20 protein-coding genes and 1 pseudogene are annotated in these 25,591 nt (G+C 37.5%); 11 read left to right on the top strand and 10 right to left on the bottom strand.

Annotated features, from left to right (window positions below):
* Positions 1–21: 21 nt before the first annotated feature.
* Positions 22–179, bottom strand: a pseudogene (locus tag FDK13_RS35765) (IS982 family transposase); the annotation flags it as partial.
* Between the two features lie 397 nt (positions 180–576).
* Between FDK13_RS35765 and FDK13_RS05585 the strand changes: the two are divergent.
* The 7 genes from FDK13_RS05585 (at position 577) to FDK13_RS05555 (ending at position 10,533) form a co-directional block, all read left to right on the top strand.
* Positions 577–1,599: an ABC transporter substrate-binding protein gene (locus FDK13_RS05585; RefSeq protein WP_137339000.1), complete on the top strand. Its 1,023-nt coding sequence runs from the start codon at positions 577–579 to the stop codon at positions 1,597–1,599.
* Complete coding sequence (locus tag FDK13_RS05580; protein ID WP_137338999.1) at positions 1,596–2,363, top strand: ABC transporter permease; 768 nt, start codon at positions 1,596–1,598, stop codon at positions 2,361–2,363. Before FDK13_RS05585 ends, FDK13_RS05580 begins: the two co-directional genes overlap by 4 nt.
* Positions 2,360–3,100: an ABC transporter ATP-binding protein gene (locus FDK13_RS05575; RefSeq protein WP_137338998.1), complete on the top strand. Its 741-nt coding sequence runs from the start codon at positions 2,360–2,362 to the stop codon at positions 3,098–3,100. The genes FDK13_RS05580 and FDK13_RS05575 overlap by 4 nt, the downstream gene beginning before the upstream one ends.
* Positions 3,101–3,141: 41 nt before the next feature.
* Positions 3,142–5,313 carry a carbon-nitrogen hydrolase family protein gene (locus tag FDK13_RS05570; RefSeq protein WP_137338997.1) on the top strand — a complete coding sequence of 724 codons (2,172 nt, stop codon included), beginning with the start codon at positions 3,142–3,144 and terminating at the stop codon, positions 5,311–5,313.
* Complete coding sequence (locus FDK13_RS05565) at positions 5,306–8,071, top strand: SUMF1/EgtB/PvdO family nonheme iron enzyme (protein WP_137338996.1); 2,766 nt, start codon at positions 5,306–5,308, stop codon at positions 8,069–8,071. Before FDK13_RS05570 ends, FDK13_RS05565 begins: the two co-directional genes overlap by 8 nt.
* A gap of 576 nt (positions 8,072–8,647) precedes the next feature.
* Entirely contained in the window at positions 8,648–9,133 is a 486-nt protein-coding gene (locus FDK13_RS05560; RefSeq protein WP_137338995.1) for a hypothetical protein, read from the top strand.
* Positions 9,134–10,152: 1,019 nt separating this feature from the next.
* The gene (locus FDK13_RS05555; RefSeq protein WP_137338994.1) at positions 10,153–10,533 is read left to right on the top strand and encodes a hypothetical protein; all 381 of its coding nucleotides are present in this window, start codon (positions 10,153–10,155) and stop codon (positions 10,531–10,533) included.
* Positions 10,534–11,082: 549 nt separating this feature from the next.
* Here the strand turns inward: FDK13_RS05555 and FDK13_RS05550 are convergent.
* The 5 genes from FDK13_RS05550 to FDK13_RS05530 are packed head-to-tail and all read right to left on the bottom strand — an operon-like array spanning position 11,083 to position 14,752.
* A complete protein-coding gene (locus tag FDK13_RS05550) occupies positions 11,083–11,595 on the bottom strand; it encodes an NUDIX hydrolase (RefSeq protein WP_137338993.1) in 513 nt (170 codons plus the stop codon).
* 36 nt (positions 11,596–11,631) lie between these two features.
* Positions 11,632–12,210: a nucleoside/nucleotide kinase family protein gene (locus FDK13_RS05545; RefSeq protein ID WP_137338992.1), complete on the bottom strand. Its 579-nt coding sequence runs from the start codon at positions 12,208–12,210 to the stop codon at positions 11,632–11,634.
* 12 nt (positions 12,211–12,222) lie between these two features.
* Positions 12,223–12,900, bottom strand: a complete 678-nt coding sequence (locus FDK13_RS05540; RefSeq protein WP_170982714.1) for a histidine phosphatase family protein — start codon at positions 12,898–12,900, stop codon at positions 12,223–12,225.
* Positions 12,869–13,456: a nucleoside/nucleotide kinase family protein gene (locus FDK13_RS05535; RefSeq protein ID WP_137338990.1), complete on the bottom strand. Its 588-nt coding sequence runs from the start codon at positions 13,454–13,456 to the stop codon at positions 12,869–12,871. The genes FDK13_RS05540 and FDK13_RS05535 overlap by 32 nt, the downstream gene beginning before the upstream one ends.
* Positions 13,457–13,489: 33 nt before the next feature.
* Positions 13,490–14,752 (bottom strand): HD domain-containing protein, encoded by a 1,263-nt coding sequence (locus FDK13_RS05530; RefSeq protein WP_137338989.1) that lies wholly within the window; start codon positions 14,750–14,752, stop codon positions 13,490–13,492.
* Between the two features lie 80 nt (positions 14,753–14,832).
* Here FDK13_RS05530 and FDK13_RS05525 point away from each other — a divergent pair, with 80 nt between their 5' ends.
* From FDK13_RS05525 to FDK13_RS05510, 4 genes are all read left to right on the top strand, one after another.
* Positions 14,833–16,410: a hypothetical protein gene (locus FDK13_RS05525; protein ID WP_137338988.1), complete on the top strand. Its 1,578-nt coding sequence runs from the start codon at positions 14,833–14,835 to the stop codon at positions 16,408–16,410.
* Between the two features lie 415 nt (positions 16,411–16,825).
* The gene (locus FDK13_RS05520) at positions 16,826–17,020 is read left to right on the top strand and encodes a helix-turn-helix domain-containing protein (protein WP_137338987.1); all 195 of its coding nucleotides are present in this window, start codon (positions 16,826–16,828) and stop codon (positions 17,018–17,020) included.
* 77 nt (positions 17,021–17,097) lie between these two features.
* The gene (locus FDK13_RS05515; protein WP_137338986.1) at positions 17,098–18,009 is read left to right on the top strand and encodes a DUF8464 domain-containing protein; all 912 of its coding nucleotides are present in this window, start codon (positions 17,098–17,100) and stop codon (positions 18,007–18,009) included.
* A 240-nt stretch (positions 18,010–18,249) separates the two neighbouring features.
* The gene (locus FDK13_RS05510; RefSeq protein WP_137338985.1) at positions 18,250–19,209 is read left to right on the top strand and encodes an ArdC family protein; all 960 of its coding nucleotides are present in this window, start codon (positions 18,250–18,252) and stop codon (positions 19,207–19,209) included.
* Positions 19,210–19,897: 688 nt separating this feature from the next.
* Here FDK13_RS05510 and FDK13_RS05505 read toward each other — a convergent pair.
* The 4 genes from FDK13_RS05505 to FDK13_RS05490 form a co-directional block, all read right to left on the bottom strand.
* Positions 19,898–20,296, bottom strand: a complete 399-nt coding sequence (locus FDK13_RS05505) for a hypothetical protein (RefSeq protein ID WP_137338984.1) — start codon at positions 20,294–20,296, stop codon at positions 19,898–19,900.
* The gene (gene mobF, locus FDK13_RS05500) at positions 20,280–23,024 is read right to left on the bottom strand and encodes a MobF family relaxase (RefSeq protein ID WP_229215914.1); all 2,745 of its coding nucleotides are present in this window, start codon (positions 23,022–23,024) and stop codon (positions 20,280–20,282) included. The genes FDK13_RS05505 and mobF overlap by 17 nt, the downstream gene beginning before the upstream one ends.
* Before the next feature lie 165 nt (positions 23,025–23,189).
* On the bottom strand, positions 23,190–23,990 hold the full coding sequence (locus tag FDK13_RS05495; RefSeq protein WP_137338983.1) for a hypothetical protein: 801 nt from the start codon (positions 23,988–23,990) through the stop codon (positions 23,190–23,192).
* Positions 23,991–23,995: 5 nt separating this feature from the next.
* A complete protein-coding gene (locus tag FDK13_RS05490) occupies positions 23,996–25,519 on the bottom strand; it encodes a type IV secretory system conjugative DNA transfer family protein (protein ID WP_137338982.1) in 1,524 nt (507 codons plus the stop codon).
* Between the last annotated feature and the right edge of the window lie 72 nt (positions 25,520–25,591).

The following is a 25,591-nucleotide window of genomic DNA, read 5'->3' as shown; positions in this document are numbered from 1 at the left end:
AATAAATGACGTGAATTCGGTTTAGGAAATAGTTAAAGAAAGTTGATTTGTTTTAGCTTCTTCAATATTAAGTGACGGCTTTTAGGAAAGAAGCAATAGGCAATCGGGGCACCAAGTATGTTCATAATGAAGTTATTAATAGATCTATGCCGGGTATGTTCTATCTGGCATAGGTTCTTTTAATTCATCATTTGCCCGCATGGCCAATTTAAATTTCTTTTACTCGAACATTACTTACATCTTCAAAGTAATACATTAGTAAAGACGCCGCCTTAAAAGTCACAATTGTTTGCGGCGATCAATGAAAAATAATGTAAATGGAGAGAATAGTTGCCGTTGGATAAGATTATTAAACTTAAATTTTTCTTTTTTGTGCTCAAGGCGGATTTGATAAAAGTTTGAGATATCTTGCTGATGGGATAACCTTATCCAATTCGGTTGTAAGATAGTTACATTCTTATAACCCTTTGTATGCCCTTATTGCATTAATGCAGTATTACTTATATTTATTATATATCAACATATAAAAGTGGCGTACTGTAATTTGTTTGGAGACGTCAGTATAAAGGGTTCTTTATGAAAAATATTTTTAGATTTTCATTGGTTGTAAGTATTGTGATTGTCGTTTTTTGTTTGTCTGCCTGCAAACGGGAGAGTAGAAAAGAAACGGATGGCGCAAATGACAAAATTTCATATGCTGTCCCACAAACTATAGCAGCCATGCCAGCCTACGTCGCAATAGCGAATAAATATTGGGAAGAAGAGGGTTTAGAAGTCGACACTAAAATTTTTTCGTCTGGACGGCTTGCATTGGATGGATTGTTGTCCAAAAATGTCGAGGTCATGTCATCTTCTGAAACTCCATTAGTACATTCAATATTAAAAGGAAGTAAAATCTTCATAGTTGCCACAATAATGAGGCACCAAGAAGTGAAATTTATAGGACGCCGAGATCACGGCATTTCCGCACCTTCTGATTTTGTAGGGAAAACTATTGCTACTTTACCAGGAACGAATTCAGATTTCTTTATGTACAAATTTTTTAAGCATAATAAAATTGACATAAAGAATATCAAAGTTGTCAATATGTCTCCGCCCGAAATGGTTACGGCACTGGTAAGTGGAAATATTGACGGTTATTTTGCCTGGGAACCATATATCTACAACTCACAAGCAAAATTGCCAAAATCGACTGTTATTTTTAATCCCGGGAATCTTTATTACGGTAGGCACTGTGTAGCCATGAATCAGGATTTTGTTAACGCAGAACCGAAAGTTGTAGAGAAATTTTTAAGGGGGTTGATTCGCGCAGAGGATTTTATTAAAAAAAATCCCGGCACTGCTTTAGAGATAACTTCGAAAGCAATAAATATTCCGGTAAAAATTTTAGAAATTCTACTTCCTGAATATCACCCAATAATTGAACTTGACTCGAATTTGGTAGGTATTGTCAATCAGGAAGGCCAGTGGGCTGAATCAAAAACAACTTCAGATCGTAAAATAAATATCAAATTTGATGATTTTATATTTACGGAGTCGCTGCAAAAAATAAAGCCTTCAGCAGTCACAATCAAGATTCCCGAGGAAAGTATGCCATGAAAAGATTGCTTCTTAAATGTTTGAGTCGGAGCCTTGCTTTGCTATCAGTATTATTTTGCTGGCAGATTTTATTTTCCTTAGAAATTTATAATCCCTTTTTAATACCATCACCTCTTTCAGTTGTATCCGCCTATCAAGAAATGTTGATTTCAGGTGATTGGCAAAATGATGTGGCTACTAGTCTTAATCGATATTTATACGGACTTTTTTTAGGGGTAACTACTGGGATTGCCTTCGGTCTTATCACAGGAAAAACTCGAACTGTTGCTCTTTTTATAAATCCATTATTCAATTTTCTCCGTAGCGTTCCGTCGGTGGCTTTGGTACCGCTCGCTATAGTCTGGTTCGGAATTGAAGAGACAGAAAAGGTTATTCTGATATCCTGGGGTGTTTTTTTTCCTGTTTGGTTAAACACACAAATTGGAGTTTTGGAGGTTGAATCGGAATATATTTGGGCCGCAAGAAGCCTTGGATCAAAAAATCTATCCTTGTTAAGGGAAGTAATTTTACCTCGGGCTTTGCCAAATATCGTATCAGGAGTCAGAATTGGTATTGCCACTGGCTTTTTTGCTTTGACCGCGGCAGAGATGACGAGCTCGTCTGTTGGGATAGCTTATCGGATATTCTTGTCACACCAGATTTTTCGAACTGATATGATGCTAGTTTCAATTATTACGATTGGGGTGCTTAGTTTAATATTAGACACTATTTTTATGAGCTTTGTGATTTTAATTTTTCCATGGTTACGGGGGCATTCTAAATGATCAGGATAACAAATTTATCGCTAACCTACGGTAGGCGTGGACAGAATATTGAGGCACTTAGAGATATTAATTTATCGATTCAAAAGGGAGAATTTATTTGCCTTCTTGGCCCTTCAGGTTGTGGAAAGTCTTCTTTATTAAACCTTATAGGAGGGTTTTTAAATCCTACAAAAGGCGAAATCCGGATAAACAATCTTGATATGAAGCGACCCAATGCAGACATAGGAATGATTTTTCAAAAGTTTAGTCTGTTCCCCTGGCAAACAGTTGCTCAGAATATTGCATTTGGCCTGCGACAGAAAAATCTAGAACGTGAAGCTGTTATTGGCATAGTTAGATCATACCTTAAGAAAGTGGATCTAATCGATTTTGAAAGTGCTTATCCAAATGAGCTGAGCGGCGGAATGCAGCAACGTGTAGCTATAGCGAGGTCATTTGCAAATGACCCAGCAATTCTATTGATGGACGAGCCATTTGGTTCTCTTGATTCGCAAACAAAATATCAGATGAGATCTTTACTTCTTGATATTTGGAATGTCAGCCGGAAAACCGTTGTTTTTGTTACCCACGATATTGAGGAAGCAATAGAACTTAGTGACCGAATAATTGTAATCAGTAGTCGTCCCGGGACCATCAAATATGAACTTTCGGTAGAATTGCCTCGTCCGAGGAATTGGGATGTATTGAATTCAAAGGAAGGATTGTCAGTCAGGGAGCTACTGTTAAGCTTGTTGTGAATACCTAGTATATCAAAAGTTCCATAAATATACACATAGTCGTGACTGAAGTTCCCAAATTTGAAATTATAGAAACTCTATTGCCAAGTGCAAAAAGAGAAAATCCTGAGTTTGTTAATGTTATGGTGTTTCAGACGGAATACTCTCTAGAAACTGATTATAAAAAAATAAATGATCTATATTATCATAGGAATATGGATAAGATCAAATATGTGTTATTGGAAGCCTTGGCAATCGCCAAAAAAGATAATGTCCATCTGTTAGTTTTTCCAGAACTATCTATTCCAGAAGAACTGATTCCCTTGTTGCAAAATTGGAGCAAATGTAACCACGAGCTCGTAATCGTCGCTGGAAGCCACTATCATTGTGAAAACGAGGATAAAATACCAATCTCCCGATGTCCCGTTATTCACAATGGGGACGTTTATTATACACATAAGATTGTTCCGGCAGACGATGAACTGAGTATTAATTTGGGTTATGGCCTCAAGGAAGGGTCTCAAATATTAAAATTCAGTAATTCACCTGTGGGGAAATTTGTTGTATTGATATGTTCTGACAATCTAGAAAATTCGGTGCGAGTTAGAGCCACTAATTGGAATTTTGATTTCCTTGTAGTTATAGCTGCTCAAAAAAAGTCTGAGGATCACTGGATGCCAATATCACAATTTGTAAATGAAGGGACAGACCCGAAATACGTAATTTATGCAAACAACAAAATATCGTTGAAACATCCTAAATCTAAACGGAATTCCGTTATAATAACTGACGGAAGATCATCTTTTTTTGGTGTCACGAGCCCCCAAAAAAAAGATCAATTGGTAGACAGGGGTAACACAAATTTCAAACCGAAAGGTAAATTGGTCGAGATTACAGGTAAGGATAACTACTATTTTTTGAAAGCAAATATTAAAAACAAAAACCCTTCGGGAAAGCCTACGGTAGCACTGCGTGGGAATACAATGAATATTGATCAAGTTGTGTGTTTGGAAGCCAAAATTGACAATTTGGTTGCTTTGGAATTAAGCGGGACAAGGTTGATGTACCAAAATGCACTGGAACAGATTGAGAAAATCGAATTGGATCCATCGAATTATGGCAGTTTTTTGTATCCAGACCTGATCAAAACAGTTCAGTTTTATTTAGATAAATATAGTGTACTTATCCTTATTGGTCCAATTCAGGTTGGTAAAACAACTATGCTAAATATTATATGTCATTCTTTAAGTGAGAAAATTCACTTCGTGCCAATTATCGATAGCAGTGTTTTTTCTCTGAGGAGAAAGAAGATCGACAAAATAGATTCACTTTTTTTTCTCTGGTATTCTGAAATAGTTGACTATGTTTTAGCATTACAAAATAAGCATCGAGTAGAGCTAAGCCCGAATGACAAAAGTAGAATTGCTGAACAAGAAATATTTTTGGATTGGCTTGGAGAAAATAGGTTTGTTGGCGAAACAAACTTGCAAGCTTTTTTGAGGACCATTGAGCTTTTTAAAGAAAGTGTTGGATATAGGTCTGGATTGTATTTAGGTATTCGCTTGGATGAGGTCCAAAAATATGTAAGCGAGGCTGTGTTTACTGAATTCAACGAATTCCTTTCAACTTTAAATTCGACTACCTTACAAAGTTTCACGACCAAACTAATCATTGCGTCAAGATATTTTCCAGGAATGAATTTCAAACGTAATTCTTTAATATACGTACCGCATTTTGAAACGGAGGTTGTCAAAAACCTTACAGCACTATTTTCTTTTGAAATGGAGCAGGAAATACAGGATGAGTTCATTGAACTAATAATAGAAAAAACTGATGGGTATCCTTGGTTTGTGATGCGCTTTTTGAAAATTTATCTAAGGCATCGAATTCAGGATAATTTTACAAATCCGATAGAACTGTCTCATCAGATTTATAACCAAGGCAGCTTTTGGGTATCGGATTCTTTTTTTTTAAGTGAAAGCCATTCACATTTTGTAAATGAGCTAACTTCACTTTTGAAAACCAGTGATAAGGTTTCGAAAGATGAATTTAAAAGATTTATCCGGCCAAATTCTAGCCACACAGAGCTTAACAATGGATGGAGCGTTTCAAAGGATTACTTAGTCAAACAATCAGGGTTTTTTAAAATCAATCTGGATTCAGGACAATTTGAAAATAATGGTTGCTTTTTACTTTCTACCCATTTTAAAGATCTAGCTTTAAACCATGAGTAATGTAGTTTACAAAAAATTGGTGCAATTGTTGGAACAAATAGCCAAGGTTTCGTTTTCTGACATTATAGAGTCGGAAGATATAGAGGGTTTTCAAGAACTGAACGTTTGGAAATACCCACTTAACAGTCCCTTGGGGACACCACGGTACTGCTATGTAATAGTTCCTGGCCCTGAGGACAGTATACTCCCTGAAATTGAAAAACCTGATTCTTACATTATTATAGACTGTTTTGAAAATTTCGAAGAGAGGAGTGATGCGACAAATCCGTACCATTTTCTGACCGATTTTATTTTCAACGCTGACGAATACTATAAATATTTACGTCGTCAATCAGTATATAGAGATATTGATAGTTTATATACAGGAAGGAAGGTTTCTTTTTTTAACCATCAAGAAGAATGCCTGCAGTCCCTAGAACAGGGGTTCTCTTTGGAAGGCTTAATTTATGAATGGAAGAAAAATTGTAGCAAACCTCTCCTGATACTGGGAGAGAGAGGAATTGGGAAATCGTGGTCTGTTCAAAATTTTTGCAGAATTGGAGCCGAGCAATATCATAGTAATCCATGGGTAGAAAGTTTGCCTATTTATATTAATCTCAAATTGCTTTCAGGTAATACTTCAGGGCTAACAGACATTCGCGAACTGACTTTTTACCATTTAAAAAATCTATATGGTATTCGTATTTTCGGGAATTACGCTACATTCTTGTCATTGATCAACCTAGGAATGGTGATCCTTGTGCTCGACGGTTTAGATGAAATGTCTAAAGAAGTTAGCAACGAGATAGTGATTAAGAATTTGTGGCAGGTATTCACCCTTTTTTCTGGAAGTTCAAAATTCATATTGACTTCCAGGAAAAATTTTTTTAGCTCTGGTGATCAAATAAAAGAACATTTTTCCTATGAAGAATATCTTGCAGTCAGAAATGTAAAAAATCTACCAGAGCGCGTTTACAAGGACGAAGAGCGCCGGATACGACAGGATTTTAATATTTGGGAAATAGAACCATTTGAAATTGATGCGCGCATTCATCTATTGGAAAAGGCTCACAATATATCAAATAATTTCCTGGAGGCAGGACTTAGGCTTTTGCAGGAATTTGAACATTGCAGTGAACAAACTATTGAAAGAGAAATATTTAATCTATGGGATATTCCAGGATACTTTCTTCCAATTCTTAGACTTTTAAGCACGGAAAATGCAATTTCAAGATATGATCTATTTGAGCAATGTATAAACTTGGTGATTATCGAATATAACATAGAGACAAACCGAGCTCTTGATAGATTCCGAATCATCACAAGTGCTGCCGATACTTATCCAGATCAAGATGTCTCTATCAGATCCTACTCTTTTGGAGTAAGCGAAAAGAATGAAATATTGCGAAAATTAGCGTGGTACATGATTGAAAGAAATCTTGTTCAATTTAGCATGACAGAATTTCCTGACTTTATTCGAGAAATTGATGGCCAGGATTTTGATATCTTGCTTAATGACTTACAGACTCAAACCGTCATAACCCTAAAAGATGAGGGAAAATATGGTTTTGTGTCGGAAAGCATATTTGGATTCTACGTCGCCAATCATATATTGCTCTTATTGGAAAGCCCAGACTTTGGTAAGGTAAAGCTAGGTCTTCAAAATTTGGGCCGATATGATTTGTCGAGTAGTTCCGTTATGCGGAAGGCAAGTGTTTTTCTGCGAGAAAAACTAACAGGTGCGCGAAGTACAAATACATTTGAGGTCATTCATGGGCTTGAGAATGGTGTGCGAGATATCATTTTGTATGATCCCCCTTATTCTGCATGGCAAAAGTATTTAACACGGAATATCGAGATTTTAGGGATATCATTAAAGGAAATACCCAGAGTTAAAGATGTTTGGGTGTCGGCCCCCATATCTTACGCCGGTAACAAGGTCGATGAATTAATGTTGTTAATTCCAGGAACAGAAGATATCAACCCATTTTTTCTAGGATTGACGGAAGTTACAAATAGGCAATATTACGAATTTTTATATGACGACATAAACGAAGACCCGATAGAAAACAACGAATTTCTAACAAGATGGTGGAGGAAATCAGAATCGAAAAATCCTATAAATCCCTTCAGAGAAATTATTAATTACTACCACATAATATTTTGGTCTAGCAAAACGCGAATTCCGGCGGAAAAGGAGGATCATCCGATAGTTTGGGTTTCATGGTACGCCGCTGCGATGTATTGTAATTGGTTGTCGAGAAAAGAAGGTATGACTTGCTACTATAATTTCGAAATTGAGGAAGGTAAGTTTAAAAGGCTGACATTCAACAGGACGTCCTATGGTTATCGTTTGCCTACCTCCAAGGAGTGGATTTATGCTGCTCGGGAAGGCGGATCAGACTTCGATTCTTTTCTTGATAATATTGAAAATGCAAGGGAGAAAATTAGAATAATGGAGAAGTTTAGTAAAATGTCATTTGATACTTATCCGGTAAAAAATGAGAATGCTAACAAATTGGGTATTTACGGATTGATGGGAAATGTAAGAGAATGGGTTGAAACCGAGTCAGAAAACGATCAATTATTTTCTTACTCACTCCAATCAATAAAAGGTGTTGGATGGCTTTCAGATGATAAGAGTTTTAATTTTAATAGTGATAGTTTTCTAATTGCTCAAAATAACAATGCAGATGTCGGATTTCGTATCTGTCGTAGCTTATCGGACATTGAAAGAAAACGCGTAGATGAGGCAAATTTGAATTGGTATAAGGGATAAAATGTTATTAGATTTAATGTTAAACTTGTAGATAGCCATTTACATTACTTCAAGATTCATTTAACCATTGTATGTTATTACAAATCAAGACGAACAAAAAATGCTTTTGAACTCAACAAAAGTTAAAATTGCTCAATAGGTAGCAAAAAGACTTGTATCTAGGTCAGCGAATTCAGAACTAAGAACTACACCACAAAAGCTATCTATTGTAAAGTGGTTGTTGATTTGAATGGTTGGTTACTTAATAATTACGGCGTTGAGCTTGAAGCATTGGCATCCAATTTCATTATTGCGTCCGGCAAATTTAATAGCCGGGATTTCTGAAGTTGAAGAATTTGAGAATATCCATAACATAATGGTGGAAATTTGGTAGAAGTAATGATTATACAAGCTTAATCTTAGGCCACATTTCGACTTAACTATTTTTCATCGAGTTGATTTCGCGAAAATACATTTGTTTGTTAACTTTTGGAAGTTTCTGATTGTAAGGGCTTCGTAATTACAATCCGGAACTTCAAAGAGTACTACTTTAGCTGAAGTAATTTTTATATCAAAAATTTATTTAACAATACTACTATGACCTGGCTTTATATAGCTTTATCTCTATTAGGTACTTGGGCTTTTTTTTTTATAATTGGAACCAAATATCGACAAAGAAAGCAACAAGAAGATTGGCATGAACACGTTGAACCCTTTTCTGAAATGTCTGAAACAATCCTTATAACTATTCCGAGTCAGGAAATAAAACAAAGTGCTTGGGAAATTATGGAAGCAATTTTAGGTGATCAGATGCCTAAGCGTTTGATTTTCAATGGCGAAGTTAAATATGTTACTCATACTTCCAACCTGGAAGAGACACGTACAAAAGATAGGGAGAATAAGAAAATGGGATATACCGATTTAATGAATGCATATGGAATACTTTTCGAGGGTAAGGAAAAAGCCTTAGAATGGCAGTACAGCTTCTTGAAGACCCACTTTTACGAAACTCTTCTAAAAAATGAATGTAGAATAAAGGATCTTCCAAATTATTATGAAATATTAAATTTTGTAAAACCGTAATCAAGAGGTACCAACACGACTTTAATTAAAAACGGACTCGGAAATCAGTCAATCTCATTATTAAGTAAGATTGACATCGTATTGTTTATTAAGATTCCGGGGGTATCCGTGGACTGTTATTCGTTGGGAGAACATAACGACTATATGCAAGCGTTAGAAAAAGCAAGCTTCGAGCACATTTCAATTTCAGCCTAATATGTTTTGTGATAACTAGGTTTTTTTGATGTTATTCTATTTTGTTGCCGCAATACATGCCCCAAAAACTATATATATGTTAAAATCTATTGATTTTTATAAATCAAATGCACTAAATATTCAAATAGTAAATTTTTCTAGCAGTGACTTCGGCAACTGGCGTGCACTGCGGGCTTGAAGAAATTATCAATATGACCGAAAAACAAAATATTGGGTATGTCAAATTTACATTCCTGCTGCTTGATAGAGAATCCAGGCCAAATGCCGGTGAGAGACATGAAGACGTCCATGAGTTATCGTGGTAAGCTTCGCGCTGAAACTTTATCAAAGTTGGAACTGCTATCTCCATTCGTTTGCTGAAATAGATTACAGTCTTTATCTGGGCATAACATGAGCATCAAAGGTTGCCGTTAAATAAATTTCATTTTGCAATTTATTTATGTTAACTACATTTATAAAAACTTATGGCAAGCGCATCAATATTTGATAATAATGTGTATTTCAACTCCGTTGGATGAATCAGATTCATGCATCCTGAATTTACAGGTTTGAAGAGGGGGGCACTCGTATGATTTTGCTATTGATAGTGAAATTAAAAGATCCTTTTATAAACGGATATATTTGCAAGAGCTTAAATATAAAGGCACGATATATATCAGACAAAATTTGTGGCCCGTTTTCAGCAAGCTTGCTGTGGCTCAGGTTGGAGGCGTATTTAGCTTTTAATAATTATGAATACTTGGTGGAATAATGGAGGTAAAGTAAAGACCAGGTAAGCTAATTTCTTGCTTTAGTTTAAACTTACACATAAAACGACGAACAAAATGCAAATTTATGTAGTTACTTTCCTAGGAGGAAATGGTAGTTCTGATTATCAAACCATGCCTATTCATGCGGGCTCAAGAAATGATGCGATAGTTACTTTTCAAAAAAATTACAGTAATAGAATTGTCAGAGCAGATAATAAGACCGTTCATGATAATGTTAGTGCCGTAGCAAAGCATTTGATTTCTTTTGCTAAACTTTCTGATAATAGGGACATGAAAAATATAGGTAAATTTTCAAAACCAATAAGTGAGGTTTCCATCACGATTTTTGAAGAATTTATGCATCTAGTTGACCATATCGAAAACGATCATCATTTTGACGCAAAATTATCGGCTAAAAAAATCTATGAATCGGTAATAGTTGGGTTCAGTCGTTAAAATGTCAGCTTATTGTCTTCAGATTTTACTGGTGCGATTGAGACTGAGATCAAAAATGCAAAGTTGATTCATTAGGACTCCAATAGGCTAATTGGAGTTCCTAACGAATCAAATTTTGTATCACCTAAAATATCTAACGAAATCACCTGTATTTTACATTTATAAAGTCATTCCAGAGCATTTTGACCCACCTAAAACGGATTTCGACATCGCCTATTTAACTGTAAATAAGAGAATTTAAATGTCGTTTTTTGCCAGCGGGGAGTAATTTGGCATTATTACTCAATGTGTTGTTTTCCCAAACTCAGGTTAAACCAATTGAGTGTAAAGTAACCAATGATATTATCAATCTAGCCGCGATAAGCATTTCCATGTTTACTGGAATATGGTTTAATCTTAGGCATCAGGGGAGGGGATAATGGGGCGTCCTAAAAAGTGGCATCATTGGACATTCAGTCCACTAGCGATTATCAAGTCTAGGCAGATTTATTGATCCAATAGAAATCTGGTTCAGCACTAATAATTGAGGAAGTTTTCTCAAGACTCTTACTACAACGAATTATATATTTTTTCAAAAATGATATGCCTATTTTTATAAAGAATCCCGTCCTGCTTAATCGCTTCTTCTACTGGGAAAAAAAATCTTGAGATGCTTTCAGAACTTAAGATAAAATGATCTATCTCATCCACGAATGCAAATCCGTATTGAGTAAAGGTTATTGATTTTATTGGATCCCGGAAAGAATTGCGTTTCGCCAATTTACAGGCGTTTTCTTCAAATTTCGTAATTTTTTCGTACGCCATCCATTTTAGTTTTTTAATTTTTACATTTGATTCTTCATAAACCTCTCTAGTTGCGGTTTCTTCAAATGTTTCTCCCTTTGTGTGCTGTCCTCCAGGGAGGTCCCATCGCCCGTCCATTTTTTTAATTAACAGAAGGTGTTTTTTTTTATTAAAAACAAATACTCTTACACTTTTTAGTAAACAACTAGGTTCAGGTAGAACAGATGAGAAGTATAACTCAGTAATTTGATCTTTTGATGATTTGATGTATGAATACATATTAATTTCATACTTAATCCCGGTTTGAAAGTCAACTTATTTATGCATACTTACAATCGATGATATTTCTTGGCAGCAATCATGTACCGAATTATCGCCATCTATAATATAAAAATTTGAATAAATCTTGTTCATTATATTGTAAAATGTTTTTTCTGCATCCGGTTGTAAAGTTAAAGCGTCGTAATAATCCATTCCTTCATGTGCACGGCTGTCATTGAGGCGGGAGATCCTTACATCGTAACTTGGCTTAATATAGAATACTAAATCAGGGTAAATTACAGGTAGATTTTTATAATCTATATCAATACATTGTTGTTTCAATTGTTGGATATGCAATTGGTAGGAGTGCAATTCACTAGCTAACCATCGAGATACAATTAGAGGATATGGCTGATCAAGCATGAGTTGAATTCTATTACTGGTCTCTCCGAAGGCCATTAAAAATGCAATATGTAAGTTGTGAGGTGACCTAGAATTATAACGTGTACTATGAATTTGTTCTTTGAAAAAACTAGTGCGCTTCGACAACTGTTGAAATCCATAATTTTGAGAAAGAAACCGTGTTATTGTACTTTTTCCACTACCGTCTAACCCTTCCAGTGCTATAAACATTAAATCTGAGTGTTAAATCTGAAAAATTAGACCTTGATGGTAATAAGTTCCTTCTTTTCTTGTGAAATGGTGAACACCCACATTCGGGATTTCGGGAATGTGAAAATATTGTTTTAACTTTTTATTGCATAGAATCATATAAAGTATTTTCAATGGGATATCGTGGGATACTATAATAATTGTGTCAGCAGATTCTTTATCAAGTATTTGAAATTTGAATTCTAAGATTCGTTGGTAGACATCCACAAGGCTTTCACCTTGTGGATAACAAAATGAAAGTTTCTCATTATTTGCTTTGGCTGTAAGATAGTCTGAATAATTTTTTGGATATGTATAAGCCCATTCTTGCATAGAAAGGCCTTTAATTGCTCCAAAACATAATTCCTCAATTTTTCGACTTTCACTTATTAATATTTTTTTTGGGGAAGACAGTGACAATGCAAGTCTATCTGCAAGATATTTTGTACGTATAAACGGACTGTGATAGATATGAAGTCTCTTGTTGTTGAAATATGAATTTTTTATAAAATTCACGCATTGAGAAGTTTGCGCATATCCCAAAATAGAAATTTCGACATCAAAATCACGAACATGACGACAAATCGATCTATCAATATTCGCTAAGCTTTGTGGATGTCTAATAAGTAGAATATCACGGCTACATTCCATGGCTAGACTTGTATGCTCCAATGTGACTTTGCATTATTTTAACAACTTGTGATGGAGCTATAAGAGAAGTGTCTATTTCTATTATGCCAGGGTTTACCTTTCGAATAACTTCTAGGAACAAGTTTTGAGCCTCTGTGGCTAGACTTTTTAAGTCATTACCCACAATTTCTCCTCTATTTCGCATTCTTTCACTCCTCACAGTATCATTAAGCAATAATAGAAATGAAATATCTGGTTTAATGATATTTAAAAATTTATAGTCGATTTCAAGTGGATCTTGACTTTTTATCTTAGAGTGAAAGTGATGAGATGCCGCTTGGGTTGCTGTCCAACGAGCTACAACAACATCTTGCCCGTTTTTAAGATGCTCATGAATTAAGATTGATTGCTCAACTGCGCCAGACAAATAGAGAAAAAAAAGCGTTGTTTCATTAACACCATGTGCCTTGGCCTTATCAATTATATTGATATAATTGTTAGATCTTTTTGGAATCTTGATAAAATTAGAGGTTTCTGCAAGAAGTGCGGCACTTGTACTTTTTCCTACACCATCAATTCCTTCTATTGATACGAACATCTGTTTATTGATTTTGTTAAAACTTATCAACCATCACCTTGTATGACTATTTAATCCAGCTTCAACTAGTTTAATTAATAATGGAGTTAATTTAAGAAGATACCTCAATGTTGACAGGGAGCCAATATCTGCATCATTGATCGAATGAATAATTTTTAATGCTAAGGTGCTGTTGCCGATTGGGTTATCTTTAATTCTAAGAACAACTTCTTCAATTGAAATTCCTGATGAAAGATTAGGATTTTTAATGGTCTTGTCCAAACTTCCTAGTATGTCATGATTTTTAATTATGAAACTTATTAAAGTTTCTTCTTGATTTGTAACATTTAGCTTTGCTTTTTGCCAAATCTTTGCACCATAGGCAGCGTGACAGCCAGCAGTCCAAACAGTTCTGGTATTTGTTTTGCCAATATCGTGCATTAGCATTGCCATTCTAATAGGTTTTCGAAATTGTTCAGGCAAATGATCAGTTTCAAGGCGAATGGTTGAATTCAAGGAATGTTGCCAAGTTTTCCAGCCTTGGTGCGTTCCTTTTTGTTCGGTTAGTTGTAAATCTATTATCTTTTGAATATTTAAATCGATTTCGATATCATTTCCTTGGTAAGCATATTCGGCTTGTTGTAATAGCCAGTATCTGAATGGCAAATCCTTGTCAATCCAGGGGTTTGAAGAGGGATTACTTCCAAAGGAAGGAGCGGGTATCCATTCCATTTGCGCTGGATTATTTTTGTGCCATTCAAGAATGGTATTAATTTCCCGCAGATGGATTTCAGGAAAGCAGACTTTTGGAGTCATGTTGAAATTTTTGAGGATTAATCTCTCTTGGTTTTCTCTAGCGATCTCATATTGTGAGGTCAAAATTTGTGCTGGGTTTATGTTATTAATAATTAGTGCTGGAAAATTTTTGGCCAATTTTAAAATTTCGATCGTTGTACCTTCACAGTTAATTATTCCTTGTTCTAAAGAATTTTTTATATGTGTGGAAGGAAATTTGATGGTTGGGTATCCATCATCCATGGTTATAAAAATATCCTCAAGCCCTCCTAATTCCCTTCTAATAAATGGCTTCCATACAATAGTGGGTACAAGCATGTTTAGTTTATTAATCAAAAGATTTGATTCAATATTAGGACTCAGGAATTCAGTTGTTAGTGGTTCGTTCATCGGACCGAAGCGACCTCCAAATAGGATTGCAGCTACGGACTCTCCGCATAAATATATTGGAAAACCCGTAGCTTGGAGAATATTAAGTTTATCGGAAATCCACTTTGGACAGTTGGCAATTATTTCTTTCATTTTGCGCTATGATAAGAATAACTCTAGGATACAATTTTTTTTTTGAATTTCAAATCAGATTAATGAAATATTAAAAGTGCATGATGGACTGTATACTACATGAGAATAACTATATCCAATCCTTGGGATGGGAATGGGAAATTTTAAGAAAAATTGAATTTGCTTCAATGCAAACAGGAATAGAAGCTTGGGGAGCGACTGGGCTTTTCTATCGCCCATTTTTTAACGGGCGTTATGGACCCGCCCAGGATGGGTTTGATAAGGATGTATGTGTCAGAACTGAGCAAGAAGTTAGAATATTTTGGACTTTTTTAAAGGACATTTGGCCGGATATACGTTGGTCCGTTTATAGCGGTGAAATAGAAAATAATAACTATCATGTTCCTAACAACCACTGGGCTGTACAGATGGGACGCCCACTACTTTTTCGGTTAGGAGCAGTAAATATTCATAATGGGAAGGTACATGTTTTAATGCCTTATGAAGCACTTGTCTCTTTAAATTCAGGCTTAATTGAAATTAATCATCAAGCATTTATAAATGATGGAAGTCAGGAAGATATGAAAAATGTCGCGATTTCGGCAGTGACTAGGACAAGAAAGGTACTTTCTGAATATCCTGGATTAAAGTGTGGATCGACAGTAAACGAAATTGCAGAAAAATTTCAAGTAGATAAGGTCGCTAGTTATGATGTTAAGGATTTATTTTATTTAAATGCACAAGTAGGAAAATCTTCGAAAAAATTAAATTTATTTTTGGAAGATACTCAAGAAGGATTGGTGTTGATAGAAAGAATTAAAACTAATCTTAAATCTGGTAGTTATCCTTCTCCGCGATTCGAAGAATTACCAAAGGCTCTTGAAAGTATTCGTAAAATTAAAATCAAACAAGAGCATTATTTGGAGATAACGAATTTGGAAGAAACCGTTCTGAAACAAAGTGATGAAATTGTCGCGCCTGATCAGTATCCATCTTGGTTGGAGTATTGTGCCAAAAACGAATTCGATGCTTCATTCAAAGAATGGTTTTCAATACAGTTAAGGTCTAGAAATCCAGTTGGAGGCAAGGACCCTTACTTAAGTAAGTTCATTAGTGGATACCTGTTTAGTGATGAATTTGACATCAATACAAATGGAGTACACCAGAGCGGTTGGTCGTGGAAAAAATATATTCGAGAGAAAATTTTCGCACTTAATATTGATCTGCTAGTTGTTGATAAAAAAGAGGTCAGGTCCTTGGTTCGTTTGGCAACTATTTTTTTCGATATTGATACGGTAAGTGGCCTGAAAAATCAAGGTAGAGAAGAACTTACAGTTTCTATTTGGAAAGCTTCATATCCGGAGTGGCTTTCTGAAAATGAAGTTTTTATTGTTACGGAATTGATACGGGGTCAATATCAACTGATGGGGCTACTTGGAGAGGCGCTGCGAAAAATTAATCTAGCGCAGGGAAACACAATTTTGAATACTTATGATGGCTCAATCAGTAATATGTTAAAGGTAAAAAGTCGTTTACTGAGGTTAGAGGTTTGGAGGGAACAAGAAATTTTCAACTTGCTTTTAGCTTCATGCAGAGCCCACCTTTATGCTACAAATAGTCTCCAATTTTTATCCGTTTTTGTTGACGAAATTTTTAGTTTAATATTTCCTTTGGATTAATTTAGTATTTTTATAGATGAGCTTTTGCAAGAGTATTGACAGATAGTTGCGCTAAACATTTCCATGCACGCGGGAATATAGTTCAATCCTTAGCAGGCCAAAATTGCCTGTTCATATTTTTCCTTTAAGTAACTATAGTTGAGTTGATAAATGTTTGACATTCATAACAGTAGAGGCGGATGGTCACAAAATTTTGAATGTAAGATACAAATTTCTCCAATGCGATGAGCGACTCAGCAAGATTCTGGTATTTTTAAATCTTAGGAACATCAAATAAATATTGCTGTATATCTCTGCTGTTTATCAATCATTAATCAAACTCTGGTTGTATTGATTTCGCCCACAAAAAACTGTTATCACTATCGGGTACCGGAAATGATTCCGGTAGATCATCATTTTTGAAAGGTATTTCTCGATGCCAAAAATTCTACCAGCAGATCAATTACTCGACCGAAAAGCGGCTGCAAAATATTTAAAAGTAACGCCGGGAACGCTTGCAGTTTGGGATTGTACGAAACGCTACGATCTTCAGCCATTGAAAGCGGGACGTTCCGTCCGCTACCGATTGTCAAGTCTGGACAAGTTTATCGAACGAAATCTGGTTCGATAAAAGTCGGGAAAGAAAAGTTTTCGAAGAACTTTTTCCTTCCCTGGGTTCCATACCACCACATCCTATGAGAGAGCATAATGAATATTGAACTTGCTAAATCTATAGCTATATCCGAAATTCTGGGCAAGCTAAATCTTATACCTAAGTCCTCCTCCAACAAAGAACTCCGCTATTTATCACCCTTTCGCAACGAGCGAACCCCCAGTTTTTTCGTAAATATTAACGAAAATGTATGGTTTGATCATGGGGAGGGGATAGGTGGTGATCTGGTTAAATTCGCATGTGTTTACCTGGAACGGCAGAACGAAGCCCATACTGTTTCTGATGCGCTACGCTGGATATCTAATTTATCTTCTGAATTTCCGGTCAGTTCTCTTTTGCCAGTACGGAAAGAACGCAGCTTTGAAAAAGAAGATAGTCCGCTTTCCTTAAAATCCAATCGCCCACTCACTAACGTTGCGCTGATCCGTTATCTTGAAAAGCGGGGTATTCCCTTAAATTTAGCCAAACGCCATCTAAGGGAACTTCAAGTTCTCAACAGCAATTCCGGCAAACGAATTACCTGTCTTGGTTTTCCAAACGAAGACGGCGGATTTGAGCTTCGCAATCCATTTTTTAAAGCTTGTCTGAGACCAAAATCAATCAGCTTTATACGGGGCAGGGTGCCAAAACCCGATGGTATCCATTTGTTTGAAGGGTTTCTTGATTACCTTTCAGCAATTGTTCAACTAAATGGCCGTCCCCTGAAAGCAGACACCATCGTATTAAATTCAGTTTCCTGCGCAAAAGAGGCAATGGCTTATATCCACAAATATGGCTATCGCATTGCCTATACATGGATGGATAACGATCCTGCCGGACAAAAAGCCACGGAAGCCTTTGCTGAATTCTTCAAATCTGAAGATGGTCTATCCCATGCACCGATGAACAATATTTATAGCCCTCATAAAGACGTCAATGCCTGGCATATGCACCATCTTAGGCTGTGACATATTTCTAGTCCGATAATTTACTGACTTATAATTTGCCAAGGGTTTCGGGTTGATCATTTGATCAGACTCCGTCGGTTTGTTTTTGAGCTGTCGTTGTACACGGGGGCGCTCATTCCACCAACAACAATTTTCCCCTGCCTTCGGCATTCCTCGCGCGAACAAAATTGTTGCCGGTTCATTCCCTTATACCCCCGTGTCATTCCAACGCCGTCAAACCAACACGAACGGAGATAATACATGACATCAACTAAATCCAAAAACGCTTATAATAAATCAAAATCAACGCGAACTGGACAGAATGATAATTCTGATCCATCTTTAAAGGACGTGTATTCCAGAGTAACTGCGAAAATTATTTCAGATCTTGAAAAAGGTGAACTTACATGGCGCAAGCCTTGGAATTCTGCATACATGGAAGGAAATATTATGCGTCCGCTCCGGTGGAATGGTATTTCCTACACTGGGATCAATACCATTCTGTTATGGGCAACAGCAGCTGAAAAAGAGTATGCTCAGCCACACTGGATGACTTTTAATCAGGCTATAGAGCTCAAAGGGTCAGTCCGTAAGGGTGAAAAAGGTGCACAAATTGTTTATGCAGATAGCATCACAAAACAGGAGGAGGACAAAAATGGAGAGACTGTCACTAGTAAAATACCGTTTTTAAAAACCTATACTGTTTTCAATGCTTCTCAAATTGATGGGCTCCCGGATCACTTTTATCAGTTGCCTGAAAAGCAGATCGAACCAGCTAACCTTCGAAATGAAACATTGGATAAGTTTTTTGCCGAGACAAAAGCAGATATTCGTCAGGGAACAAAGGCGTTTTATGCACAGCATGTCGATTACATCTCCATGCCGCCAATTGAGAGCTTTGAAGATCCAACACTCTATTACTCTACACTTGCTCATGAAATTACTCATTGGAGCAAACATCCTCAACGCCTTGATCGCGATTTTGGTAGAAAGGCATATTGCGATCAAATGTACGCCAAAGAAGAGCTTGTTGCCGAATTAGGTTCCTGCTTTTTAGGAGCTGATCTTGGGCTGGAGCCGCTTCCGGAAGAACGTCATGCAGCTTACATTCAGTCTTGGTTGAAAGTTCTCAATGATGATAAACGGTTTATATTCTCGGCAGCATCCCATGCACAGAAGGCAGTCGAATATATTCACTCTCTCCAACCTCAGATTATCTAAAGGATCAATATGAACTTGTTTTACCAAATTCGGGCACCTCCTTATAAAACTTCAAATTGATTATCTCGTAGATAAACCGAATGATTGATGAGTTAACTTTATCTCATAATTATGGCAGACATTATAATTCCTTGATCCGGATCGTCAGTTTAAATTTAAAATTCTCTTGTGGCGGAAATCCTGTTTTCATATAGATCATTAGTACATCTACTTTCTTTGTTGTTTTCAGATGATGTCAGAATGACCCATTACCTCGTGATACGCTAATCCCTCATTTTCATTAAAGGCAATGAAAATGCTCTTACGACTTCGTCAAAAAATAGACGTTGCACATCGATTTTTTGTCTACGGGGAGCTTTCACGATTTAACGGGTCCTTTTACTTCCATCATCAACAACAAAAAAAGGAGATATGATGATGACTAACGAAACTGAAACCAACTCAAAATACCCAACACACACAGTTTATTTTTTAAAGACAAAGGAGGGCTCTAATAAACCTGAGTGGATTAAAGCCGGGGTTGCATGGGGACATCTGGACGGAGAGGGACTCAATCTTTCTCTTGACAGCTTGGGTCAGAAGATTGCTCTAACTGTCCGCAAGAACAAGCCTAATATTAAATAACACAATGAGCTGGACGGAATAATTTCTGTCCAGCTTTTTCTTTCAACTCTGTTATCTGATAAGATTACTCGTCTCTCTTCTCTACAAACATTTCTGTGATAACTGCTTCCTGATTTGTGTCATCCGTTACATATCTTTCGTCAGTAGCAACAATTATTCTCGGGACATGTTCCAGCAAAGCCATGAAAATGCTTTCCAGGCCAAAGCCTTTGATTTGAATGGAATGTCCAGAAAAATTAAGGGTAATTACGTTTTTCTCATCTGTATCACTGAATGCGCCAGATATCAGATAAGCGTAATTGAAAAACATGCGCGTATTATCTGGCCAGACAAGACAGAGGCTCCTTGCATGACCGGAAACGTCATAAAGTTCATTGTGATGAGTTACAGAGGACGGAGCATTGGTTTTACCAGGATCCCCCTCACGTATTTGATCGTATCGCAATTTAAATCCCTGGCTCATAGTCTTGATGTCTGGTTGGACTTGATTTGTCAATATTTTTTGGTTTTTCAGGTAGAGCTGGAGATCGGCTCATTTCATCCCTGATATGCTGCTGCGCCATTTCCTCGGACTTGTTCCGCTTGCTGACAAGCTCTATCGCGGACATCCTGTCACCCATTTGGGAAGCATGATGAAGCAATTGCTCCTTGTCATCTGTGTAAATACGAGCCCGCTCCCGTGCCCGGGAGACCGATACATAGAATTGCTTTGCATCAGTTGCAGGAAAAGTGGCAGCTGGCTGCGAGATAAACACCTCATCAACGGTTTTCCCCTGCGATGCATGGGAAGTAATACAATGGGCATGAGCAATATGGCCATAATCTTTTTTCAGCTGATAAGATTCTTTGCTGAATTTATTCCGTAGCATTATATCGCCCTTTTTCTTTACTCCCACCACTTCCAAAATTTGACCGTTATTCAGACGGGAATCTTTTTCATCAAATCCATTCCGCGTAATCCGGATAATATCTCCTTTTGAAATACCGATTTCGCTTTTGGAATACACTTCAAACTGACTACTTTTTTCCACAGGCAAAGGGATAAGCTGGTTATCGTCATTGGATATCATCACAGCTTTGTTTGATGTTGTAGTTACATTCCAGAGACTGCCTCGTTTAATACCAGGGACATTCTGATTAAACTGAACAACCTGCCCAGGTTGAAAATTACGCCAGTCTGCTTTCTCTGCTTCTGTCAGATTAAGGTTTTTAAATCTTGACGCTGATATTTCTTTTTTGCCGACTAACCCGGCAGATTTTAACTTTTTGCGTATTTCATCGGTGACTTCGTCTCCCTGCTGATGGGTGGGAGCAATCACCAGAGCAGATTTCCCCTTTTTTACTGCTTCGATGTAATCGCCAACGATCAAATCATTGGGCTTCAAAGGATCAATATTTTGAATAGATTGTATCTGGTCAAGCTTTTCAAAACCATCTTTTACATTACCTTTTGAGAGATCTTCTACGACTGAACGGAACTCAAAGTTTTTCTGACGATAAATTTTACTGACTTCGGCCGTTTTGATGCCACCTACAGTATTAAGTATACGCAGAGCATCTCCTCTTATTACACTGGAATGTTGCCTGGTATCTCCTCCAAGGATAAGCCGGGCATTCTGTTTTGTAACAAGTTCAAGGAGGGAAGTCATATCCTTTGTTCCCAGCAATCCAGCTTCATCTACCCAAAGAACCTGATCTTTCAACTTATCCTGCATTTTTTTGTTTTGCAGTAATGTTGCAACAGTTTCTGCCTTATCAAACCCTTCTTCGCGAAGGACACCACGTGACGCCTGAGCGGTGGGAGCAACAACAATTACCTGTTTTCCGGCCTTTTTCATCAAACTGGCAGCCTCTTTCATCAATGTAGTTTTACCCGTTCCCGCTGCTCCTCTTATAATCGAAACACGGTGAGGGGTAGTCAGAACATGTCGAACCGCTTCTGCCTGCTGGCCGTTCAAAAACAGCTCAGGAACCTGGCTATATAGGGGCTTTAACTTCCCTTGACCCTCACGGGCCAGCTTCACCATCTTTTGTTCTTCTGACAGTACCTGACGGGTTGTACACATGGTACGAAACTTATCCTTCACATGGATGATGCGATCATCCTGCTGAAAATGACTGGTAACGTCTTCAAGAGAAATCGAACTATCCCCAATGCTGTGACGATAGGCCGCATCCAGCAGTCGTCTGTCATGCATCACCGAAGCACGCTCAAAGCCGTGGAGCATCGCATGATCAACACAGAGTTCAGGGGAGAGCTTGTCTTTCTGCTTTTCAGTGGAGAACCGGACTGCTGAATTGCCATCATCATCCTTGTCGGGCTCCAGTTCCTTTATCTGTCTTTTCCATTCAGTTTTAAGTTCGGACATGGATAAACCCTTTTGTTTTTTAGATCGAGTTCTGGCACCTAATGCGCCCAGTTCGTCGATATCGGTAATGCCCTTTTCTTTCGCAATGCGACCGATTTCGTCGGTGCGCTTGGAAAACAGGGCGATGACGTTCTTTGGAACTCCTGTAACTTCAAATGATTTTCCAGCCCGTCGGATCTCATACCCCTCTTTGATAAGATTATCAGATAGCCTTTTATGAAACCTTGCCTGGTAATAAGGCATGTCTCTATTGATATCTCTGAATTGTCCGGCCTTGATCCGTTCTTCCTGTTCATCCCATGTGGCGTTAAATACGAAACAGTGTGCGTGAAGATGGGGATCGGGAACTGAGCCGTCTACTGGTCGAGCTGTCTGATGGACAAAGTCTGCCCACACAAGCTCTCCTGTTTCTCTGTCATCATACGCACCTTTTTTACGGACACGTGTCTTGCTGTCCCGTTCTATATCCTTCATCGTTTCTTTGACACTGTCGTGAAACAGTTCCAGAAGATGATCGTCTTTTGAAAGAGCATGCAGGATCGACACCGATTTTGGGCAATGAAAATTAATGTCATAGCCTACTGTTCTTTCTTCTCTCTGACGCGCTGTTAATTGCTCCCCAGTTGCAGGGTTTACATTTTCAGACAGTGCAAAAAATGATTCTTTTGTTGCTGGACCGGTAATGCCTAAACGTTCTGCAAGTCTGCCCTGGATTTTCCCGTTCAGCTCCTGATCATCGATATAATAATCGGATTTATCCAAGGACTGAGAGAAGTAAGCTTTGGCGTGAGCGGCTGAAATACTCTGGATCATTCTTATCATGACCGGGGACTTTACAGGCGTTTTTTACGAACTGAGAAATATTCGTGTGTTGATAATAACAAAGAATGCTGGTTAAAACGGGAAATTGGTTTTGCTGTGCTTCGAAAAATTGCCTGTATCATTATAGAAATAGTATCAGACGTCTTCCCTAAGCACAGCTTACGCTTAAAAAACCTCAGCAGTTTCTGACTGCTGCTCTGTAAACGTCTCCGCCACTTTTCTCCTTATCTCTGGATCGGCAGGACGACGACCATAGTAATTTACCCCACGTGTTTTACTTGGTTCAATTCCCTCGACAAAGGAACTATAGAGTTCCTGATTACAGATAAGTTCATCTATCTTATCCATGATGAAGTTATCTCCCACATGGAATGCCGCCATATAACTGAATGAGTAAAATATACTGCTAATTGCAATAAGCGCACCTGAGATGGCACCCATCTTGATTAAAATCAAGCCAACAATTAGACAGACTAGGGGCTCTAATATGGTAGCTATTTGACGTTGATCAGGTCCCACTTTCGGCCCTCCTGCAACTTCTCTATTCTTAAAAATTGTGACTTTTTCAAACAATGGATTTGTATCGCCAGATGATAAGCTAAATTTTCCGAGATCAAAAACCGATGGATTTCTATCAATTTCTTTCTGCCTGAAATAGGCAACGGCAAGGAAGATACCTATGAATATGTACCATTCAAGATACTTAACAAATATGTCGTACAAAGAATCAAACTGTCTCATATAACTGTCAAATATCTTATTGAGCAGCACTGGCATTAATGCCAAAAAGAACGCCATGATGACAGCAGTAGAGAACGAAAAATAACGTTCTCCGAAATTTTTGCGTAAAAATACTTCCAAAAGCAGGCGAGGCCAGGAAGCCAGGGCAGTGAAAATATTAAAAAAGAATTCTTTTACTGGGTTTTTTCGTTGGAAAACTGCGTGGTAATAGAGGTTTTTTTTCATGAGGATTACGATTTGGGATTACGGTTTTGATTAAAGATTGCTTTGGTAAAACTATGTCCCCCAAACAGAGCATCACCCTGTTTATGGAAGAAGCCTTCTACACGGTGACCGTTTCTCGGGCCTCCGGTTTTAAGCTTCAAGAATTCTTCTGGTCTTATATGTTTATCCATTTTTAATGAAAAACTATCACCATGCGAAAACTTTTCTCCCGTCTGAACTGATGTCCCATGCTCCTCATACAAAATATCCCCGAAAAGCTCAGAACTGTATTTGTTGGTTTCTATATCAGCATTTGAATGAAATATCTTGGTTCCCAATGTTCCAAGAAAGCTTTTAACCTTGTATTCCGCTTTTTGTCCTCCCATCGACGCATAATAATTTGGAAGGTTCTGGCTTATATACACTGTTGATATGCGGCTGCTACGTGCTGTTGCCTGATATTCCGCATCATGCTCATGCAAAAAATTCTGTGCTTCATCGGCCCATAAAAATACTGGTGGTGATTGAGGAGTGATTATTCGTCTCTCCATAGCACGCTGCCACACATACTTGAACAGGATTTGGCAATCCCGCCCAACCTTATGATAAACTTTCACAGGAAGATTTATGAGAATGATTTTTCCTTTTAAGCAATCCTCAGGAACCACATTAGATTTATGCTTACAAAAAATAGAATAAACTGGCTCCCGCAAGAGCCGAAACAAAAACCCGGAAAAAGTAAATTCAATTATTGACCTCGTTTTAGAACTAAGGTTTTTGAAATTATCCATGAAAAACTCATGCAAAAATTTTAAAAGCCGCGCCTCAGGAACAGCTTCCAATATTGCACGATTGTAGGCTTCCTCATCCGAAATGGCATGTTTTTCTCCAGGAGATAAACTTTGAAACCACTCTTTCGCCTTTTGTAAGACTTTGGCGTGCGCTATATCATACGCTTTGTCGAAAGCGCCTGTTTCTTTTTTATCGTCTTCGTTTTGAGAATCCGGCTGAGCTTTTGGTATAGATTGTACGATTTCATACATATGCTCAACCGAGATTTCGCCATAAGCCATCCGGCATAAATCAATGACGTTGAACAGGAGCATGTCAAGCGCTGTCTGCCAGAATGCATCATCTGAACCACCACCGCCTTCTTCTTTTTCTTTACCGGCCTTAATGACAGTTTTTAATACCTGGACGATATTGTCTGTAATCGCTTCGTTCCCGTTTGAGCGGGACGTTTCATATTCGAGAAAATTAAAATGATATTTTCCGTTTGGCTCGATAATCACCAAATCCGACATTCGGTTAGTCTCTTTACAGTATTGGACCCAGAGATCTTTTTCGTCTTGCTTTGCAGTTAGGACTAATCCTCCAAATCCATGAGAAAGATATTTGAGAGCCAACATTTTTCCGGAACCAGAGGTTTTGCCAGAGCCAATTCCTCCAAAAATTTGTACGCCTTCCACGGCGTCGCGGATCGTCCATTCAGCAGATCCTGTAGCATGAGGTATGCTGAGTATTGGTTTATCTAAATTGATAAAACTCATATTAAATATAACGTTGAGATGAGGAGGTAATAACCAAAACTACATTTTTTGCTAAAAAATGAAAAGATTTGG

This window comes from Dyadobacter frigoris, assembly GCF_005280585.1.
Lineage (GTDB): Bacteria > Bacteroidota > Bacteroidia > Cytophagales > Spirosomataceae > Dyadobacter > Dyadobacter frigoris.
This window is presented reverse-complemented; position numbering and strand designations above follow the sequence as displayed.